The sequence below is a fragment of the Bradyrhizobium sp. SRL28 genome, from assembly GCF_018596315.1.
GTDB lineage: Bacteria > Pseudomonadota > Alphaproteobacteria > Rhizobiales > Xanthobacteraceae > Bradyrhizobium.
Window position 1 is genome coordinate 88,235 of record NZ_JAHEAG010000006.1, and the last position, 18,209, is coordinate 106,443.

Sequence of the window (18,209 nt, forward strand, 5' to 3'; positions counted from 1 at the left end):
GTGTCGCAGCGCGGAGCAAGTCCCGCAAAACCGCAGAGTTTTTGATGTCCGAGACCGCCGCACCGGCACAAACGAGCCCCGCCCAGGAGGCCGACATCACGTCGGCTCTGGGAAGGCGTTCGGTCGTGCTGGTCGGCATGATGGGCGCCGGCAAGTCCACCATCGGCCGGCGGCTGGCGGCCCGGCTGCGCCTGCCGTTTCTCGACGCCGATATCGAGATCGAGGCGGCGGCCGGGATGTCGATCCCGGACATTTTCGAAACCCATGGCGAGCCGCATTTCCGGGACGGTGAGGCGCGGGTGATCGCGCGGCTGCTCGACAGCGGCCCGGCCGTGATTGCCACCGGCGGCGGCGCGTTCATGCGCGAGGAGACCCGCAACCGCATCCGCGACAAGGCGGTCTCGATCTGGCTCAAGGCGGATGTCGAAATCATCATGAAGCGCGTCAAGCGCCGCGCCGACCGGCCGCTGCTGCAGACCGAGGATCCGGTTGCGACCGTCAGCCGACTGCTCGAAGCGCGCGAGCCGGTCTACATGACCGCCGACCTGACGATCGGCTCGCGCGACGTGCCGCACGACCGCATCGTCGAGGAATGCATCGATGCCCTGCGCGCCCGGCTGTGCGCCGGTGTGCCTCCTGCCCAGCCGACAACCGACGGGATGAGCGTTACGCCATGACTGCGCCACTGAAACATTCCGCCGATATCACGGTCGACGTAGCCCTCGGCGACCGCGCCTATGACATCGTCATCGGCCGCGGCGTGCTGGCGTCGCTCGGCGCGCGCGTCGCCGCGTTGCGTCCCGGCGTGCAGACCGCCATCGTCACCGACCGCACCGTGGCCAAGCACTGGCTGGAGCAAACCGAGCGTTCGCTTACCGAGGCCGGCATTGCGACCTCACGAATCATCGTCGAGGAAGGCGAGATATCGAAGACCTATGCCGGTCTCGAAAAGGTCTCTGAGGCGTTGATCGCGGCCAGGATCGAGCGCAACGATCTGGTGATCGCGCTCGGTGGCGGCGTGGTCGGCGATCTCGCCGGCTTCGCGGCGGCGATCCTGCGCCGCGGCGTCGATTTCGTGCAGGTGCCGACCTCGCTCCTGGCGCAGGTGGACTCTTCGGTCGGCGGCAAGACCGGCATCAACTCGCCGCAGGGCAAGAACCTGCTCGGCGCGTTCCATCAGCCGGTGCTGGTGATCGCCGATACCTCCGTGCTCGACACGCTGTCGCCGCGCCAGTTCCGCGCCGGCTACGCCGAAGTCGCGAAATATGGCGTGCTCGGCGATGAGGCCTTTTTCACCTGGTTAGAGGTCAACCACGCCGACATCTTCTCCGGCGGCGCGGCGCGTGAGCACGCCATTGCGACCTCCTGCCGCGCCAAGGCCGCGATCGTCTCGCGCGACGAGCGCGAGAATGGTGAGCGTGCGTTGCTCAATCTCGGTCACACTTTCGGCCATGCGCTGGAGGCCGCGACCGGCTTTTCCGATCGCCTGTTCCACGGCGAAGGCGTCTCCGTCGGCATGGTGCTCGCAGCGGAATTCTCCGCCAGGCTCGGCATGATCTCCGAGGCCGATGCCGCCCGCGTCGAACGTCATCTTGCTTCCGTCGGCCTGCCGACCCATTTGCAGGACATCGCAGGCTTCGCCCAGGAAGGGCTTAAGGACGCCGACGCCCTGATGGCGCTGATGGCGCAGGACAAGAAGGTCAAGCGTGGCAAGCTGACCTTCATCCTGCTGCGGGCGATTGGCCGCGCGGCGGTCGCAAACGACGTCGAGCCGGCGCTGGTGCGCGATTTCCTGCAACAGAAGTTGTCGGGATGAGAACGGGATTGCCGGGACGCAGCTTGGCGCAAGCGTCGCGCGGGGCCGGGGCCGTCACGAGGCATACATGAGTTCGACCGCGTTCAATCTGCTGCTCGCGATCCTGCTGCTCGCCGCCAACGCGTTTTACGTGGCCGCTGAGTTTGCGCTGGTCAAGAGCCGCGGGTTTCGCATCAAGGCGATGGTCGAGCAGGACCGGTTCGGCGCGCGCCTGCTGCACGACATGATGGGCAACATCGAGGCTTATCTCGCCTGTTGCCAGCTCGGCATCACGATGGCCTCGCTTGGTCTCGGTTGGGTCGGCGAGCCGACCGTGGCCGCGCTGCTCGAACCGCTGCTCATCCCACTCGGCATGTCGGAGCGCACCCTGCATTTCGTGTCGTTCATGACGGGCTTTCTGGTGTTCTCCTCGCTGCACATCGTCATCGGTGAGCAGGTGCCGAAGACCCTCGCGATTCGCCAGCCGATGCCGGTCTCGCAATGGATCGCCTATCCGCTCTATCTGTCCTATCTGGTGTTCTATCCGCTGAACTGGCTGCTCAACACGGCGTCCCGCGGGATATTGCGCATGCTCGGCGTGAAGGAATCTTCCCAGCACGAAATTCTCACCGACTCAGAGATCGAGGGGCTGGTGGAAGAATCCGCCGTGCACGGCGGTATGGAAAGCGGTGAGGCCGAATACATTCAGAATGTTTTCCGCTTTGGCGACCTGGCCGTGTCCGACGTCATGGTTCATCGCACCGTGATGGTGATGATCAATGCCGACCTGCCGCCGGACGAACTGGTGCGCGAGGTGCTGGCCACCGAATACACCCGCATCCCGCTGTGGCGCGACAAGCCGGAAAACATCATCGGCGTGCTGCACGCCAAGGATTTGCTGCGCGCGATCCGCGCCTCCGACGGCGACATGTCGCGCATCAACGTTTCCGCGATCATGCTGCCGCCATGGTTCGTGCCGGAGATGCGGCCGCTGTCCGAACAGTTGAAGGCGTTCCGACGCCGCAAGACCCATTTCGCGCTCGTCGTCGATGAATACGGCGAAGTCGAGGGCATGGTGACGCTGGAAGACATTCTGGAAGAAATCGTCGGCGATATTTCCGATGAGCACGACGTCGTGGTGGCCGGCGTCCGCGCCCAGCCCGACGGCTCCGTGGTGGTGGACGGCTCGGTGCCGATCCGCGATCTCAACCGCGCCATGAACTGGCATCTGCCGGATGAGGAGGCAACGACCGTCGCCGGCCTCGTGATTCACGAAGCGCGCTCGATCCCCGAGCGCGGCCAGAGTTTTACCTTCCATGGTTTCCGCTTCCGCGTGCTGCGGCGTGAGCGCAACCGCATCACGGCGCTGAAGATCACGCCGCTGCCGCGCGAGACAGCCGAGGATCCGAAGCCGAGGCGGGCGGGGACGGCGTTCTGACGATCGCGGTATAATATCTATTCAATATCGATGGTGATGCCGCTGAGTTTCCACTGGCCGTCGGAGGGGATGAACCCGAGCTGGTACTTCACCTTTTTCGGTGTGGTGTCGAAACGGCCCTTGAGGCGCAACACGCCCTTGTCGTCGATTTTGGCTTCCTCCTCGGCAATGACCGGGCTGGCGACGATTGCGTCGAACACGGCGTGCTTCTCGACCAGGTCCTTGAAGACGGCCCGCAGCTTTTCGGGCGGAAACTGATCGCGGAACGGCCTTGAAATCCTGGCGTGGAGTACCGTGAAATTATCCGATGCCACCGCGTCGTTGAGCGTCACCAGAATGCTCTTGATCAGCACTTCCTGGACAAAGGGGCTCGGCATATCAAGCGCGTGCGCCCTGATCGGGGAGGTCGCAACCAGCAGCGCCACGGCGGCGGCCCATCTGAAGCGTGCCCAATATCGCATCGGACGACCCCATCGAGCTGCGACGGCCTCGCGGTCAGCCCGACCCGCGTCCGAACGGAACCTGATTCATCGCGTCGGCGATTGTCTCACAGTTGCGAAAACGGTTCTACCGTCTCTGCCGATCTTCACAGGAAGCTGGCGGACCACCTCATGCCAGATAGAAGATAGCTTCCGCGAGCAACCGTTCGGGTGGGTGCGCCGACGTATCCAGCATCAGCCTTGCATCGGTCCAGGCATCATAACCGGTGCGCCGTTTCTCGACCTCGGCCCACGTGATCTCCGTCATCCCCTCGATGGCGCGCATTCGCGCCTCGATGCGCCGGCGGTGCGTCGCCTCGTCCACGCAAACGCATTCGATGATCGCGAGGTCGGCGCGATATCTCGCGGCCAGGTTTCGCCATGCGGCGCGCGGCGCCTCGACCGGATTGACGGCGTCGATCACGACGGACTGCCCCAACCGCAGGTGCTCCTCGGCCAAGGTTTGTGCGATGGCATAGGCGGCGATCCCCGTTTGATCGCGGGGCAGGCCGCCGCGCCACATCGCCGCCTCGATCGGATCGACCGAGAACAACGGCAGCGAAAAATGGCGCGAAAGCCCTTCTGCCAGCGTGCTCTTCCCGGAACCCGGGAGCCCTGCCATAACTACGAGCTTCTGCGACAGCATCGGACGCTCATATTGTTGCGGCAGGTTTGCCAAATTACCGGCCGGCGGTTTCTCCCGGCGCCTGCGCCTTGATGGCGAGCGCATGGACGGAGCCCTTGAGTTCCGCCGCAAGCGTCGCATTTACCATGCGGTGGCGTTCAATCCGGCTCTTCCCTTCGAAGGCCGGAGATACGATATAGACCCTGAAATGCGTCTCGCCGCCCGGCTGGTGGCCCGCATGGCCCTCATGCAGATGAGATTCGTCCGTGACGTCGAGGCTTTCCGGCAAGAAAGCTTCACGCAACTTGTTTATGATAGTGTCCTTGGTGCTCATGATGGCAGCAGATAATTCTGTTGTTCGCTTTCCGTCAATGACGCATCCGAACAGAGGTATTCGCAATGTCAAGACTTGAAGCATCACGCATTGCGTAGTCAAAGTTAGTCATGGCAATTGATTCATCCAAATTCTTCGATTCCATTCGCATCAAGCCCAACAAGCTGAGCGCGAAGCAGCAGGCGCAGGCGCGCGAGGAAGCCGCCATGTGCGAATGGGCGGGCTGCCAGAACAAGGGCCCGCACCGCGCGCCCAAGGGCCGGGAGAATTCCCGCGAGTACTTTCACTTCTGCCTCAACCACGTCCGCGAGTACAACCAGAACTACAATTTCTTTCAAGGCATGAATGCCGATGCGGTCGCGCGCTACCAGAAGGATGCGCTGACCGGCCATCGCCCGACCTGGAAGATGGGTGCCAACACGGCAGGCAAGAAGGGCAAGCAGGCCGCTGAGGATTTTGACGGTGCCGCAGATCCCTTCAGCATGTTCTCCGAGCTCAACGGCCGCGGACGCTGGCGGCCCGGACCGGGCGCCGAGGCCAAGGCCGAAACCCGCAAGGTGATGAACGCCGAGCGCAAGGCGCTGCAGGTGATGGGCCTTACCGCCGAAGCCACCCTCGAGGACGTCAAGGCGAAGTACAAGGCGCTGGTCAAGCAGCATCATCCCGACGCCAACGGCGGCGACCGCTCCACCGAGGACCGCCTGATCGAGATCATCAAGGCGTATAATTATCTAAAGACCGTGGTGCGCGGCGCCTGAGCCGTCGTCCCTGCGAACGCAGGGATCCATACGCCGCGGCTTCTCAATTTTGATCCGCTGGTCGACGGCTTTCGCGCAACAATAAACGCCTGTGGTTATGGGTCCCTGCTTTCGCAGGGACGACGGCCGTAGCCCGGATGAAGCGTAGCGCAATCCGGGATTCTCTCGTTCGCTGATCGACCGGTCCCGGATTACGCTGCGCTCCATCCGGGCTACGGTTTTCAATCACCCCGGCATTGCCCCGATATACGCCGAACTCGGCCGGATCAGCCGCCCGCCGCGCTGCTGCTCGCGGGCGTGTGCGGTCCAGCCGGCGGCGCGGGCCACGGCGAAGATCGGCGTAAACGCCTGGCGCGGGATTTTCAGCGCGTCGAGGAGGATCGCGGTGAAGAACTCCACATTGGTGTCGAGCGGGCGATCCGGATTCTTTATCCGCAACGCGCTGCGGATATAGGCCTCGACCTCGCCCGCGAACGGTAGATCAGTGCCTTCGCCGGCAAGCCGCTCGATCGCACCCTTCAGGACATCGGCGCGTGGATCGCGGACACGATAGACGCGGTGCCCGAATCCCATCAGCCGCTCGCCGCGGGCCAGCGCACTGTCGACCCACGGCTTGATGCGCTCGGTCGAGCCGATTGCGTCCAGCATTTCCAGCACCGGTTCAGGTGCGCCGCCATGCAGCGGCCCTGTCAGCGCGCAATAGCCGGCGGTGACGGCTGCGAACAAATCCGCCTGGGTCGAGGCCACCACCCGCGTCGTGAAGGTCGACGCGTTCATGCCGTGATCGCACACCGTGACGAAATAGGCGTCCAGCGCCGCTGCTTCCCGCGCGTCAGGCTTGCGGCCGAGCATCATCGACAGCGTGTCGGCGGCATGGCTCGCGGTCGGATCGGGCGCGACCGGATCGTTGCCCTTCACCCGCTGCACCAGTGCGCCGGCAATCACCGGAAACGCGCCGACAATGGTGGCTTCGTGCTGCAGTCCCGCTTCCGCGCGCAGCCCCGCGATCGCCGCGCGAAAACCGTCGAGGATCGATAGACCGCGCGTAATGCCGAGCAGATCCGGCAACCGGGCGAAGGCGCGTTCGCGGCCCGCACCGAGGGCGGCCCGCACGGCGGCTTCGCCGACCGGCTGGCCGGTTCCGCCGCTCCATAGCCGGGCTGTCACGCCCTCAAAACCGGTTTTGCGGGCGAGGTCGCCGACGCGCTCGCCGGCGATGATCAGTTCGCCGCGCTCGCCATCGACATGGCTGAGCACGGTTTCGGCGGCGGGAACCCCGTCCAGGCCGATTGGGGTCTTTGAAAGCTGCATGTTCATGAGGACTCTCCTTTGTCGCCCCTAAAAGTCAGTCCTCTCGACAGATTGATCAATCTTGATTATGTAAATCAATATGAAAAAATCCGCAGGCCTTTATCTCTCGGCCCGGGAGGCCTCCGCCGAACTCGCGATCTCGCAGGCAACCCTCTACGCCTATGTCAGCCGTGGGCTGATCCGCTCGGAGCCGTCACAGGACTCGCGTAGCCACCGCTACCGGGCCGAGGACGTCCGCACGCTGAAGGAGCGGCGCACGCCGGCGCCCGAGCCTCGCGGCATGCGCAGTTTCGACGCCGATCTGCCAGTGATGGATTCGGCGGTCGCGACCATTACTGAGGACGGGCCGATCTATCGCGGCGTCAATTGCGTCGACCTCGCCGAGCGCGACACGCTCGAACATGCGGCGACCTTGTTGTGGGATGTCACCGGCGCCGATCCGTTCGAACAGGACAATTGCCCCGTCGTGTCGGATGAAATGCGCGCCGTGGCCGAGGCCGCGCGCGGGGCCAATGCGATCGATCGCACGATCGCCGTGCTGGCGCTGGCGGCCAGCGCCGACCCACGGGCGTTCACCCGTGCGCCCGAAGGCCGCGCGATGCTCGGCGGCCGCATCATGCGGCTGGTGGTCGCGACCATGCTGAACGCGAAATCATCGGCCAAACCGCTGCATCTGCAGATCGCGCGCATCTGGGCGCCGGAGCACAACCACGCCGCCGACCTGATCCGCCGCGCGCTGGTGCTGCTGGCGGATCATGAACTGAACGCCTCGACCTTCACCGTGCGCTGCGCGGCCTCGACCGGGCTGAACCTCTACGACGCCATCATCGCCGGTCTCGTCGCACTGAAAGGCCCGAAGCATGGCGGCGCCGGCGTGCTGGCGGCGCAGCTTCTGAAGACGCTCGCCAATGGTGAGGTCGCCCCCGTCATCCGCGAGCGCGTCGCGCTCGGCGAACGCTTCGCGGGCTTTGGTCATGGCGTCTACAAGCATGGCGATCCGCGCGCGCGGGCGCTACTGGAGGCGCTGGCGCGCTCCGGCGCGGATCGCAAACTCACCCACGAAATTCCCGAGCGCATCGCCGAGGCGACCGGCGAGTTCGTCAATATCGACTATGCGCTTGCGGTGCTGGTGCACACGCTCGGCCTGCCGCCCGGCCATGAGCTGGTGCTGTTTTCCATGGCGCGCACGGTGGGGTGGATCGCGCATGCCTGCGAACAATTGCAGCATGGCCGGCTGATCCGGCCCCGTGCCCGCTACGTCGGTCCTGCACCGGGGCGGAGCCCGGTCCGGGCCTGACGACGGCGCAGCGTCCAGACGCCGAGCGCGATGATCGCCGCCGCGAACACGGCCAGTATCCATAGGTGTTTGCCGATGTGCTGGTGATGCGGCAGGCCGGCATATTCATGCAACGCCGAGACCGCGAGCACACCCGGCAGCACATGCGCACAAGCCCAGGCGAGGACCGCCGGAATATTGACGCCGAAGAAAAGGGGCGGCGACATCCCGAGCGCGCCCGCCGTGACCGGTACGAAGGCGCGGATCGGCGGCACAAAGCGGGCGAAAAATACGGCCAGCGTTCCCCAGCGGCGGAAGAACGCCTCGCTCTGCGCCATCACGCCCGGATATCTCGACATCGGCCAGGCGCCCAGAATTTCGCGTTGCGAGCGATGGCCGGCCCAGAACGCGGAACCGTCGCCAAGCATGGCGCCGGCGATCGCTGCCGCCAGCACGCCCCACAGCTTCATTTCGCCACCCGGCACCAGCGCGCTCAGGGCAAGTATGATAGTCGAGCCCGGCACCAGCGCCCCCACGACCGGGATCGCCTCCAGCAGGGCCGCGAGAAATAGCGTCAGATAGGCCAGCCACGGATGGGCCGAAACGAACGCAATCACGGGATCGAGGAATGAAGTCACAATGTTGCCGTCCGGTGGGCTGCCTGAATCAAGAGCTACCAAGCCTTGGCAGCGGCTGAAAGTGCCGGTCAACGGCCGGTTTTGAGCCCGGCCGGGTGGCCAAGCCGGCAAAAGTGCGGCGTGATTCGCAGGGCAGCCCTCCAAAAACCTGATACACGACCTATCTCAATGATATAGCAACGGAACTTTGATTGCGCCGCGGGCTTCTGCCGGCCCTTGCTCTCTGCTAGGTTTGCAGTAGCCCCCATCCGCAGCCATTCAACAGATCTGGTTTCGGGAACGCCCGGGACCTCGGAGGATTGATGACGACCGCCGCCATGAGCAAAGTTTCGGAGCCCGCCGGTTTGCCTGACATGAAGGTGTCGGTCCGGCAGGTTTTCGGTATCGACAGTGATCTCGAAGTGCCGGCCTATTCCGAAGTCGACCCGCATGTGCCGGAAGTCGATTCGGATTATCGCTTCGACCGTGCCACCACGCTCGCCATCCTCGCCGGTTTTGCCAAGAACCGCCGCGTCATGGTTACCGGCTATCACGGCACCGGCAAATCGACCCACATCGAGCAGGTCGCAGCAAGGCTGAACTGGCCATGCGTGCGCGTCAACCTCGACAGCCACATCAGCCGTATCGACCTCGTCGGCAAAGATTCGATCGTGGTCCGGGACGGCAAGCAGGTCACCGAATTCCGCGACGGCATTTTGCCGTGGGCGCTGCAGCACAACATCGCATTGGTGTTCGACGAATATGACGCCGGCCGCCCCGACGTGATGTTCGTGATCCAGCGCGTACTGGAAGTTTCCGGCCGCCTGACACTGCTCGACCAGAACAAGGTGATCAAGCCGCATCCGTCGTTCCGCCTGTTCTCGACCGCCAACACGGTCGGCCTCGGGGATACGTCGGGCCTCTATCACGGCACCCAGCAGATCAACCAGGGCCAGATGGACCGCTGGTCGATCGTCACCACGCTGAACTATCTGGCGCATGATGAGGAAGTCGAGATCGTGCTGGCGAAGGCCAAGCACTACCGCACGCAGGAAGGCCGCGACATCGTCAACAAGATGGTGCGGCTCGCCGATCTCACCCGCAACGCGTTCGCCAATGGCGACCTTTCGACGGTGATGAGCCCGCGCACGGTGATCACCTGGGCCGAGAACGCCGATATCTTCGGCGATATCGGCTTTGCGTTCCGCGTCACCTTCCTCAACAAGTGTGACGAACTGGAACGGCCGCTGGTGGCCGAATTCTACCAGCGCTGCTTCAATGCGGAGCTGCCCGAGAGTTCGGTGAACGTGGCGCTCAGCTAGCCGATGGCGAAAATTTCCGTCGAGCGCACCATTGGAAAGACCAAGAAGGCGGTGCTCGGCGGACTGATCGGTTACAACACCGAAAAGATGGGGAAGCAGAAATACAAGCGCTTCGCCATCTCGCTACGCGAGGGCGACAAGATCGTCGGCGGGATCGTCGGCGAAGTCTGGATCACGGTGCTGTTTATCCAATTCTTCTGGATCGAGCAGAAATTCCGCGGCAAGGATTACGGGACGCGGCTGATCAAGGCGATTGAAGACGAGGCAAGAAAGTTTGGGGCCACGCGATCCTATCTGGACACGATGAGTTTTCAGGCGCCGGGTTTCTACCGCGCTTGCGGTTATGAGGAATTCGGTTCGATCGAAGGCTATCCGGGCGACGTCACGCGGCATTGGTTTACGAAAGCGCTATGAGCACATCCAACTCCAAATTCCGTACCGGATCCAAGGAAGCACCGACCGAGCCGTTCAAGCGCGCGGTGACCTCTTGCCTGCGCGCGATCGCAAAGGCGCCCGAACTCGAAGTGACGTTTGCGGCCGAGCGCCCCGGTCTCGCGCCCGGCAAGGCGCGGTTGCCGGAGCCGGCCCGCAAGATGACCAAGCGCGATGCGGCGATCGTGCGCGGCCACTCCGACTCGATTGCGCTCAAGCTCGCCTGTCACGATCCCAAGGTGCACCGCAAGCTGATGCCGGGAAATCCGCAGGCGCGCGGCGTGTTCGAAGCGGTCGAGCAGGCGCGCGTCGAGGCGATCGGCTCGCGCCGGATGGCGGGCGTCGCAAAGAATCTGACCGCGATGCTCGACGATCATTTCCACCGCGGCAAATACGACGAGATTACCGATCGCGCCGATGCGCCGCTGTCGGACGCGCTGGCGATGCTGGTGCGCGAGCGGCTGACGGGGCTTGCCCCGCCCACGGCTGCCAAGAAGATGGTCGACCTCTGGCGGCCGGTGCTGGAAGACAAGATCGGCACCCGGCTCGACAAGCTCAGCCGCGTCACCGAGGACCAGGCCAAGTTCGGCGACCTCGTGCACGATCTGCTGTCGGCGCTCGACCTCGGCGACGAGCGCGATGCGGACGCCGATGACGACGAGAACGACGAGAATCAGGACGGCGAGAACGATCAGTCCGGCGCGGAAGGTTCGCCCGACTCCGACGCCGCGCAGGAAATGAGCGCCGACCAGGCGCAGGCTTCCACCGACGAAATGTCTGAGAGCGCGATGGAAAGCGCGCAGGCCTCCACATCGGATACATTCGATGACGGCGAGCTCGGCGACGACGAGACGCCGGGCGAGGCGACGCGGCCGAACACACGCGGCGCCAACGAGCCGCGCGGGCCGGAATATCATGCGTTCGCGCCGAAGTTCGACGAGGTGATCGCGGCCGAAGATCTCTGCGACCATGACGAGCTGGAACGGCTGCGCAGCTACCTCGACAAGCAGCTCGCGCATCTGCAGGGCATCGTCGCGCGGCTCGCCAACCGCCTGCAGCGCCGCCTGATGGCGCAGCAGAACCGCGCCTGGGAGTTCGACCTCGAGGAAGGTATTCTCGATCCCGCGCGGCTGTCGCGCGTGGTCACCGATCCCTATCACCCGCTGTCCTTCATGCACGAGAAGGAGGCGACCTTCCGCGACACGGTCGTGACGCTGCTCCTGGACAATTCCGGTTCGATGCGCGGCCGCCCCATCACCGTGGCGGCGACCTGCGCCGATATTCTCGCGCGCACGCTGGAGCGCTGCGGCGTCAAGGTCGAGATTCTGGGCTTCACGACGCGCGCCTGGAAGGGCGGGCAGTCGCGCGAGGCGTGGTTGGCCGCCGGCAAGCCGGCTAATCCCGGACGGCTGAACGATTTGCGCCACATCATCTACAAATCCGCCGACGCGCCGTGGCGGCGCTCGCGGAAGAACCTCGGCCTAATGATGCGCGAGGGGCTCCTGAAGGAGAACATCGACGGCGAGGCGTTGGATTGGGCACACAAGCGGCTGCTCGGCCGGGCCGAACAGCGCAAGATCCTGATGATGATCTCGGACGGCGCGCCGGTCGACGATTCCACGCTGTCGGTCAATCCCGGCAACTATCTCGAGCGGCATCTGCGCCACATCATCGAGGAGATCGAGACGCGTTCGCCGGTCGAACTGATTGCGATCGGCATCGGTCACGATGTGACGCGCTACTACCGCCGCGCGGTCACCATCGTCGATGCCGAGGAGCTCGGCGGCGCCATCACCGAAAAGCTCGCCGAACTGTTCAGCGAGACTCACGGCGCCGCTCCCGTGTCGGGCCACCACCGGCCGCGCCGTCTGCATTCGTGAGAGCATGCCCGCGCCCATAGGTCGTCGCCGCCTTTTGAAATACGCAGCGGCGGGGCTTTCGGTGGCGGCCGTCCCCGGGGCGGCGCTGGCGCAAACCGCCGTACAGCGGCCGCCGAAGCAGACCGTTCCCGACGAATTCGCAGTTACCGCGCCGGTCTCGATCGAGGTCAACGCCCGGCCGCTGCCCTCGTTCGACACCCGCGACCGGTCGCGTCTGCGGTTCGGCGAGCTCGAATATCGCAGCGGACTCATCCTGACTTCGCGGTTTCGCGGCTTCGGCGGATTGTCGGGTCTCCGCCTTGATGCAAAGGGCGAGCGCTTCATCGCGATCAGCGACAAGGGCGGCTGGTTCACCGGGCGCATCGTCTACAAGGGCCGCGAGATGACCGGGCTCGACGACGTCGAGGCCTCGCCGATACTCGGTCCCGACGGCAAGCCGATCACCTCGCGCGGCTGGTTCGACACCGAGGCGCTCGCGCTCGACGGCTCGCTGGCCTATGTCGGTATCGAGCGCGTCCACAACGTGCTGCGGTTCGATTTTGCCAAAGGCTTTACGCGCGCCCATGGCGAACTCGTTGCGCTGCCGCCGGCGGCGCGCAGGCTGCCCAACAACAAGGGCATCGAGGCGCTGGTGATGGTGCCGAAAGGCTTGCCGCTCGCGGGAACGCTGATCGCGATCTCCGAACGCGGCCTCGACGCGCAGGGCAACATCCTCGGCTTCCTGATCGGCGGCCGATCGCCGGGGCAGTTTACGATCCGCCGCACCGATAATTTCGACGTCAGCGACGCGGTGCTGCTGCCGTCCGGCTCCCTGTTGCTCCTGGAGCGCAAATTCTCCTGGCTCGGCGGGGTCGGCATCCGCATCCGGCGTGTTGCGCTTGCCTCTATAGCCCCCGGCGCCGTGATCGACGGGCCGGCGATCTTCGAGGCCGATCTCGGCCACGAGATCGACAACATGGAAGGCATCGACGTCCACGTCACGCCGGAGGGCGACACCGTGCTGACGCTGGTCTCCGACGACAATTTCTCGATGATCCAACGCAATCTGCTGCTGCAGTTCACGCTGGTGGAGTGACAGGCGAATAGCGGAACGGTTCTTGCAACGCTCCGGGTAATCAAACCGGAGCTTTTGATGACCAAGTCCCTTCGCGTTATTTGCGTCCTGACCAGCCTTTTTGCCGCCACTGCCGCACCGGCGGAAGGCTGGCCGTCGCGGCTGATCAAGGCGACCATTCCGTTCGGCGCTGGTAGCGCGGCCGACGTCGTGCCGCGGCTGGTGTTCGAACGTCTCTCCGCCGAACTCAGCCAGCCGATCGTGATCGAAAACCGCGCCGGCGCCGGCGGCGCGCTTGGTTCGGCGCTGGTCGCGAAAGCCGAGCCCGATGGCTACAGCATTCTCGCCCAGTCGTCGGCGCTGGCGATTGCGCCGGCGATTTTTCCAAGCGCGACCTTCGACGTCACCCGGGACCTCGCCTCGGTACTGATGATCGGATCCAGCGCCAACGTGATGATCGTGCCGAAGGAGCGGCCGTGGAAAACTATCCAGGACTTCATCGCAGACGCCAAGGCCAAGCCCGGCTCGATCTCGTTCGGCTCGGTCGGCATTGGCAGCGCCGTGCATATCAGCACTGAAAAATTCCGCTTTGCTGCCGGTATCGAGACCACGCATGTGCCCTATCGCGCAGGTCCGGAAGTGATCGCCGACATCATCGGCGGGCGGATCGACCTGTATTTCTGCCCGCTTGCGACCGCGCTGCCGCTGATCCGCGACGGACAGGTGCGTGCTCTGGTGGTCTCTACGCCGAAACGTGCCGCCGATCTGCCCGAGGTGCCGACGCCCCTCGAGATCGGACTGAAGGACGCCGAGAGCGCGATCTGGTTTGGCGTGTTCGTGCCGGCGAAGACGCCGCGCGACATCGTCGAGAAACTGCACGCGGCCGGCACGAAGGTGCTGACCGATCCGGCAATGCAGGCAAGCCTGAAAAAGCTCGGCATCGAACCGATGCCGATGAAGCCTGCCGACATGGACGACCTCGTCAAGCGCGAGACGGCGGCCAATCTGGAGCTGATCAAGGCGGCGGGGATCAAACCGTAGGGGGAGGGTTGCAATCCCGGCGGGTTGAGGAGCGCCGAGCGGCTCGCTAGACATGGCGGGTCGCTTTCCCTCCGGTCCGGACATCCCCCATGAGCGCTTTGTTTACCCCGATCAAGCTGCGCGGCCTGACGCTTGCCAACCGCATCATGGTGGCGCCGATGTGCCAGTATTCGTCCGTCGATGGCGAGGCCAATGACTGGCACTTCACCCACATCAATTCGCTGGCGCTGTCGGGGGCTGCGATCTTCTGCATCGAGGCCACCGCGGTCGAGGCGATCGGCCGCATCACGCCCGGCTGCCTCGGCCTCTACAACGACGCCACCGAAGCCGCGCTGAAGCCCATCCTCGCCTCGGTGCGCAAGCGCTCGAAGGCGGCGGTGATGATCCAGCTCGCGCATGCCGGCCGCAAGGCCTCGAGCCACACGCCGTGGGACGGCGGGCAATTGATCCCGGTGTCCGAAGGCGGCTGGCGGGCAGAGGGGCCCTCGGCGATCCCGCACAAGGAGGGCGAGACGCCGCCGCTGGCGTTCGACGCGGCGGGACTGAAGCGCGTGCGCGACGCTTTCGTGGCGGCGGCCAAGCGCGCCGAGCGGCTCGGCATAGATGCGATCGAGGTGCACTCCGCGCACGGTTATCTCCTGCATCAGTTCCTGTCGCCGATCGCCAACCGGCGCACCGATCAATATGGCGGCTCGTTGGCTAATCGCATGCGCTTTCCGCTCGAAGTGTTCGACGCGGTGCGCGCGGCGTTTCCGCACGACAAGCCGGTGGGATTGCGCGTCTCCTGCACCGACTGGGTCGAGGGCGGCTGGGATCTCGCGCAGACCATTCAATTCGCGCACGAGCTTAAGGCGCGCGGCGTCGACTGGATCGACGCGTCCTCGGGCGGCGTGTCGCCCTTGCAGAAGATTCCGCTCGGCCCCGGCTACCAGGTGCCGTTCGCGCAAGGCATCCGCGAGGCGACCGGCCTTCCCACCATCGCCGTCGGCCTGATCACCGAGGCGAAGCAGGCCGAGGAGATCGTGGCCTCCGGCAAGGCCGACATGGTCGCGCTCGCGCGCGCCATGCTCTACGACCCGCGCTGGGGCTGGCATGCGGCGGCCGAACTCGGCGGCGAAGTTTCCGCCCCGCCGCAATACTGGCGCTCGCAGCCTTCGACGCAGAAGGCGCTGTTCGGCGCGACGACGTTCGGGACGAGGTAGCGCGCAACTCCGCCGCGCGAACCTCAGCCCATCCGATTCGTCATATCTCAGCCGCACGCGTCGCGTGCTATGCTCTCGCTTGCGCGCGACAGACGCGCTTTGAAAAAATGAACAGCGAGAGGACGCCCCATGGAGATCGGATATTTCACGATGCCGTCCCATCCGCCGGAGTGCGGATTGAAAGAGGGTCACGACTGGGACCTGCAGACGCTGCGATGGCTCGATGAGCTCGGCTATCAGGAAGCCTGGATCGGCGAGCACCATACCGCGCCCTGGGAGCCGCATCCCTCGCCCGATCTCTTGCTGGCACAGGCGTTCCTGCAGACCAAGAATATCCGTCTCGGCCCCGGCGGCTTCCTGCTGCCCTATCACCACCCGGCCGAACTGGCGAACCGCGTTGCTGTTCTCGATCACCTCTCCGAGGGGCGGCTGAATTTCGGTGTCGCGGCATCGGGCCTGCCGAGCGACTGGGCGATGTTCAACGTCGACGGCATGTCCGGCCAAAACCGCGACATGACCCGCGAGGCGCTGGAGATCATCCTGAAAATGTGGACCGAGGATGCACCCTGGACCTACACCGGAAAATTCTGGACGGTGAACAAGCCCGACACGATGTTCGACTTCCTCAAGCCGCACCTCAAGCCGGTGCAGGCGCCGCATCCGCCGATCGGCGTCGCCGGCCTGTCCAAGGGCTCGGACACGCTCAAGCTCGCGGGCGAGCGCGGCTACATTCCGATGAGCCTCAACCTCAACCCGGCCTATGTCGGCAGCCATTGGGAATCGGTTGAGATCGGTGCTGCGAAAACCGGACGCAAGCCGAAGCGCAGCGACTGGCGGCTGGTGCGCGAGGTCTTCATCGCCGATACCGACGAGGAGGCGTGGCGGCTGTCGGTCGGCGACATGATGGGCCGGATGATGAGCGAATATTTTCTCCCTCTGCTCGGCCATTTCGGCTTCAAGGACTACCTCAAGGCCGCGCCCGACGTGGCGGACAGCGACGTCACCGCGGAGTACTGCGCCCGCAACAACTGGATCGTCGGCTCGCCCGCGACCGTCACCGAGAAGATCGAAAAAATCTATCACGAGGTCGGCGGCTTCGGCACGCTGCTGGTGTTCGGCTTCGACTACAAGCACAAGCCGGAGGCGTGGCACAATTCGCTGCGCCTGTTGAAGCAGGAAGTGATGCCGCGGCTGAAGCATCTCGATGCGGACCTCACCAAGGCGGCGTGACGTTCTTCTTCCTTCTCCCATCGAAGTCGGATGTATCCGACTTCGACCAAATATGATGCTCAACTCGGGTAAACCCGAGTTGAGATGGGAGAAGGGAAGTGGTGCGCCGCTGTTTCCACGTCATTGCGAGCGTAGCGAAGCAATCCATTTCGCGGCATAACGGATAGATGGATTGCTTCGTCGCTGCGCTCCCTTGCGCAAACGCTTCGCGTTTGTCGCAGGCAATGACGGTGAGGGCGCGGCGCAATCAAATCAATGCGGCTTCGGCGGCGCGTCGGCGGCGCGGACTTGCCAGAATTTCAGCAGGCGGCGGGCGTTTTCGACTGTCAGCTTGCCGTATTGCTCTTTCGCTTTCGCCAGTTCATGGCGGCCCATGCTCCCCGAAGCGAAGCGGCTCTCGAGCACGGCGGCGACGGTTTCCCAGTTCAATCCGGCGACGCGGCAGGGGATCAGCACGCCGTCGTCGCGCAGGCTCTGCATGACAGGGCGGATCACCTCGATGGTCGAGCGCGACAGTTCGGCAAGTGCGGCAACCGTCTCGGCGTATTTCCGCTCTTTCGCAAACGCCAGCAGCGCCGGCTCGTTGAGCTTGCCGTGCTTACTGAGCGCTGCGACGAAGCGGCGGGCCTCGGTGAAATCGCGCGTGCGCGACATTTCGCGGTTGGCGCCGCCTGCCGCGACCGCGATCGCGTTCCTGATCTCCTCGAACAGATGCGGCGGCGCGCGCGACAACAGCCGCGTGCGCACGACCTCGGTGGCGCTCCGCAGCAGTTGCTGGCGCTGGTCGGCCGGCAGGTCGACGCGAATGCCGGTCTCGATCGCCAAATCAGCATCGCCCTCCGCCTGCTTCAGCACGATGGCGTAGCCTGAGGCCGACATTCGTGCGCCGGGATTGCTGACGAGCCGCCGGCTGACGGAAGGATAATGCCGTTTCAACAGCGCGTCGGTGACGATTTCGGTCAGCCACCAGCGTCCGGAGATCGCCAGCAGATGCTGCTCGCCCTTGCACCCGGCGAGCTCGATGAGGTCCTCGGCCGAAAGCCGCGCCGATTCGGTCAGCACTGGGCGGGCGATCGAAATCTCGTCATTGTGCGCCAGGCGGCGGACCACGGCCGGCGGCGCCTGCTTGATGGAAGCAAGCTGCGTGCTCATTTCGGCGAGCGCGATGCGCGCGGAGACATCGGCCAGCGCGCGCAGCTCGATGGTCCGGATCAGCCGTTCCAGCACGTCGCCGAACAGCTCGATCTGTTCGCCGGAATAGCCGTCGGCGGACAGCAGAAACAGGTCGGTGACCTGCCTCAGCGTATCCAGATGTTTTTCCGTCGAGCCGGCCTTGATGGCCGCTTCGACCTCGTCGGCGATCGATCGTTCCAACATCGCTCGTCCTGAGCGTTTCAAGCCGGTTCTGGCGGTAG

At 64.7% G+C, this 18,209-nt stretch carries 18 protein-coding genes; 12 read left to right on the plus strand and 6 right to left on the minus strand.

Translation table 11 applies throughout. The features are described 5' to 3' along the window. The first annotated feature begins 44 nt into the window (after positions 1-44). The 3 genes from KIP88_RS16110 to KIP88_RS16120 all read left to right on the plus strand — a co-directional run bounded on the left by KIP88_RS16110 (position 45) and on the right by KIP88_RS16120 (position 3,233). Entirely contained in the window at positions 45-677 is a 633-nt protein-coding gene (locus tag KIP88_RS16110) for a shikimate kinase (RefSeq protein WP_214488913.1), read from the plus strand. Continuing rightward, positions 674-1,816 carry a 3-dehydroquinate synthase gene (aroB, locus tag KIP88_RS16115; RefSeq protein ID WP_214488914.1) on the plus strand — a complete coding sequence of 381 codons (1,143 nt, stop codon included), beginning with the start codon at positions 674-676 and terminating at the stop codon, positions 1,814-1,816. Before KIP88_RS16110 ends, aroB begins: the two co-directional genes overlap by 4 nt. A gap of 67 nt (positions 1,817-1,883) precedes the next feature. Next, positions 1,884-3,233, plus strand: coding sequence for a hemolysin family protein (locus tag KIP88_RS16120; protein ID WP_214488915.1), 1,350 nt, complete (start codon positions 1,884-1,886; stop codon positions 3,231-3,233). A 17-nt stretch (positions 3,234-3,250) separates the two neighbouring features. On the opposite strand, the gene KIP88_RS16125 is transcribed toward KIP88_RS16120, so the two are convergent. The 3 genes from KIP88_RS16125 to KIP88_RS16135 all read right to left on the minus strand — a co-directional run bounded on the left by KIP88_RS16125 (position 3,251) and on the right by KIP88_RS16135 (position 4,671). Further along, positions 3,251-3,694 carry a hypothetical protein gene (locus tag KIP88_RS16125; protein ID WP_249790825.1) on the minus strand — a complete coding sequence of 148 codons (444 nt, stop codon included), beginning with the start codon at positions 3,692-3,694 and terminating at the stop codon, positions 3,251-3,253. 148 nt (positions 3,695-3,842) lie between these two features. Next, on the minus strand, positions 3,843-4,358 hold the full coding sequence (locus KIP88_RS16130; RefSeq protein ID WP_214488916.1) for an AAA family ATPase: 516 nt from the start codon (positions 4,356-4,358) through the stop codon (positions 3,843-3,845). 34 nt (positions 4,359-4,392) lie between these two features. Next, positions 4,393-4,671 carry a BolA family transcriptional regulator gene (locus KIP88_RS16135; RefSeq protein WP_214489094.1) on the minus strand — a complete coding sequence of 93 codons (279 nt, stop codon included), beginning with the start codon at positions 4,669-4,671 and terminating at the stop codon, positions 4,393-4,395. 110 nt (positions 4,672-4,781) lie between these two features. On the opposite strand from KIP88_RS16135, the gene KIP88_RS16140 reads away from it, so the two are divergent. Beyond that, positions 4,782-5,429, plus strand: a complete 648-nt coding sequence (locus tag KIP88_RS16140) for a J domain-containing protein (RefSeq protein ID WP_214488917.1) — start codon at positions 4,782-4,784, stop codon at positions 5,427-5,429. Positions 5,430-5,654: 225 nt separating this feature from the next. On the opposite strand, the gene KIP88_RS16145 is transcribed toward KIP88_RS16140, so the two are convergent. Then, positions 5,655-6,746 (minus strand): citrate synthase/methylcitrate synthase, encoded by a 1,092-nt coding sequence (locus KIP88_RS16145; RefSeq protein WP_214488918.1) that lies wholly within the window; start codon positions 6,744-6,746, stop codon positions 5,655-5,657. Positions 6,747-6,819: 73 nt separating this feature from the next. On the opposite strand from KIP88_RS16145, the gene KIP88_RS16150 reads away from it, so the two are divergent. Beyond that, positions 6,820-8,037 (plus strand): citrate synthase family protein, encoded by a 1,218-nt coding sequence (locus KIP88_RS16150; protein ID WP_214488919.1) that lies wholly within the window; start codon positions 6,820-6,822, stop codon positions 8,035-8,037. On the opposite strand, the gene KIP88_RS16155 is transcribed toward KIP88_RS16150, so the two are convergent. Next, on the minus strand, positions 7,995-8,654 hold the full coding sequence (locus KIP88_RS16155) for a DedA family protein (RefSeq protein WP_214488920.1): 660 nt from the start codon (positions 8,652-8,654) through the stop codon (positions 7,995-7,997). The genes KIP88_RS16150 and KIP88_RS16155 overlap by 43 nt on opposite strands. Before the next feature lie 302 nt (positions 8,655-8,956). Between KIP88_RS16155 and cobS the strand changes: the two genes are divergently transcribed. The 7 genes from cobS to KIP88_RS16190 all read left to right on the plus strand — a co-directional run bounded on the left by cobS (position 8,957) and on the right by KIP88_RS16190 (position 16,794). Beyond that, entirely contained in the window at positions 8,957-9,955 is a 999-nt protein-coding gene (gene cobS / locus KIP88_RS16160) for a cobaltochelatase subunit CobS (protein ID WP_214488921.1), read from the plus strand. A gap of 3 nt (positions 9,956-9,958) precedes the next feature. Next, the gene (locus KIP88_RS16165) at positions 9,959-10,369 is read left to right on the plus strand and encodes a GNAT family N-acetyltransferase (protein ID WP_214488922.1); all 411 of its coding nucleotides are present in this window, start codon (positions 9,959-9,961) and stop codon (positions 10,367-10,369) included. Beyond that, entirely contained in the window at positions 10,366-12,267 is a 1,902-nt protein-coding gene (gene cobT, locus KIP88_RS16170) for a cobaltochelatase subunit CobT (RefSeq protein WP_214488923.1), read from the plus strand. Before KIP88_RS16165 ends, cobT begins: the two co-directional genes overlap by 4 nt. Positions 12,268-12,271: 4 nt before the next feature. Further along, positions 12,272-13,342 carry an esterase-like activity of phytase family protein gene (locus tag KIP88_RS16175; RefSeq protein ID WP_214488924.1) on the plus strand — a complete coding sequence of 357 codons (1,071 nt, stop codon included), beginning with the start codon at positions 12,272-12,274 and terminating at the stop codon, positions 13,340-13,342. Between the two features lie 57 nt (positions 13,343-13,399). Then, positions 13,400-14,362, plus strand: coding sequence for a tripartite tricarboxylate transporter substrate binding protein (locus tag KIP88_RS16180; protein ID WP_214488925.1), 963 nt, complete (start codon positions 13,400-13,402; stop codon positions 14,360-14,362). Between the two features lie 89 nt (positions 14,363-14,451). Further along, positions 14,452-15,564: an NADH:flavin oxidoreductase/NADH oxidase gene (locus KIP88_RS16185; RefSeq protein ID WP_214488926.1), complete on the plus strand. Its 1,113-nt coding sequence runs from the start codon at positions 14,452-14,454 to the stop codon at positions 15,562-15,564. Positions 15,565-15,693: 129 nt separating this feature from the next. Then, on the plus strand, positions 15,694-16,794 hold the full coding sequence (locus KIP88_RS16190; protein WP_214488927.1) for an LLM class flavin-dependent oxidoreductase: 1,101 nt from the start codon (positions 15,694-15,696) through the stop codon (positions 16,792-16,794). A 252-nt stretch (positions 16,795-17,046) separates the two neighbouring features. Here KIP88_RS16190 and KIP88_RS16195 read toward each other — a convergent pair whose 3' ends face one another. After that, positions 17,047-18,171 (minus strand): DUF2336 domain-containing protein, encoded by a 1,125-nt coding sequence (locus KIP88_RS16195; RefSeq protein WP_214488928.1) that lies wholly within the window; start codon positions 18,169-18,171, stop codon positions 17,047-17,049. Between the last annotated feature and the right edge of the window lie 38 nt (positions 18,172-18,209).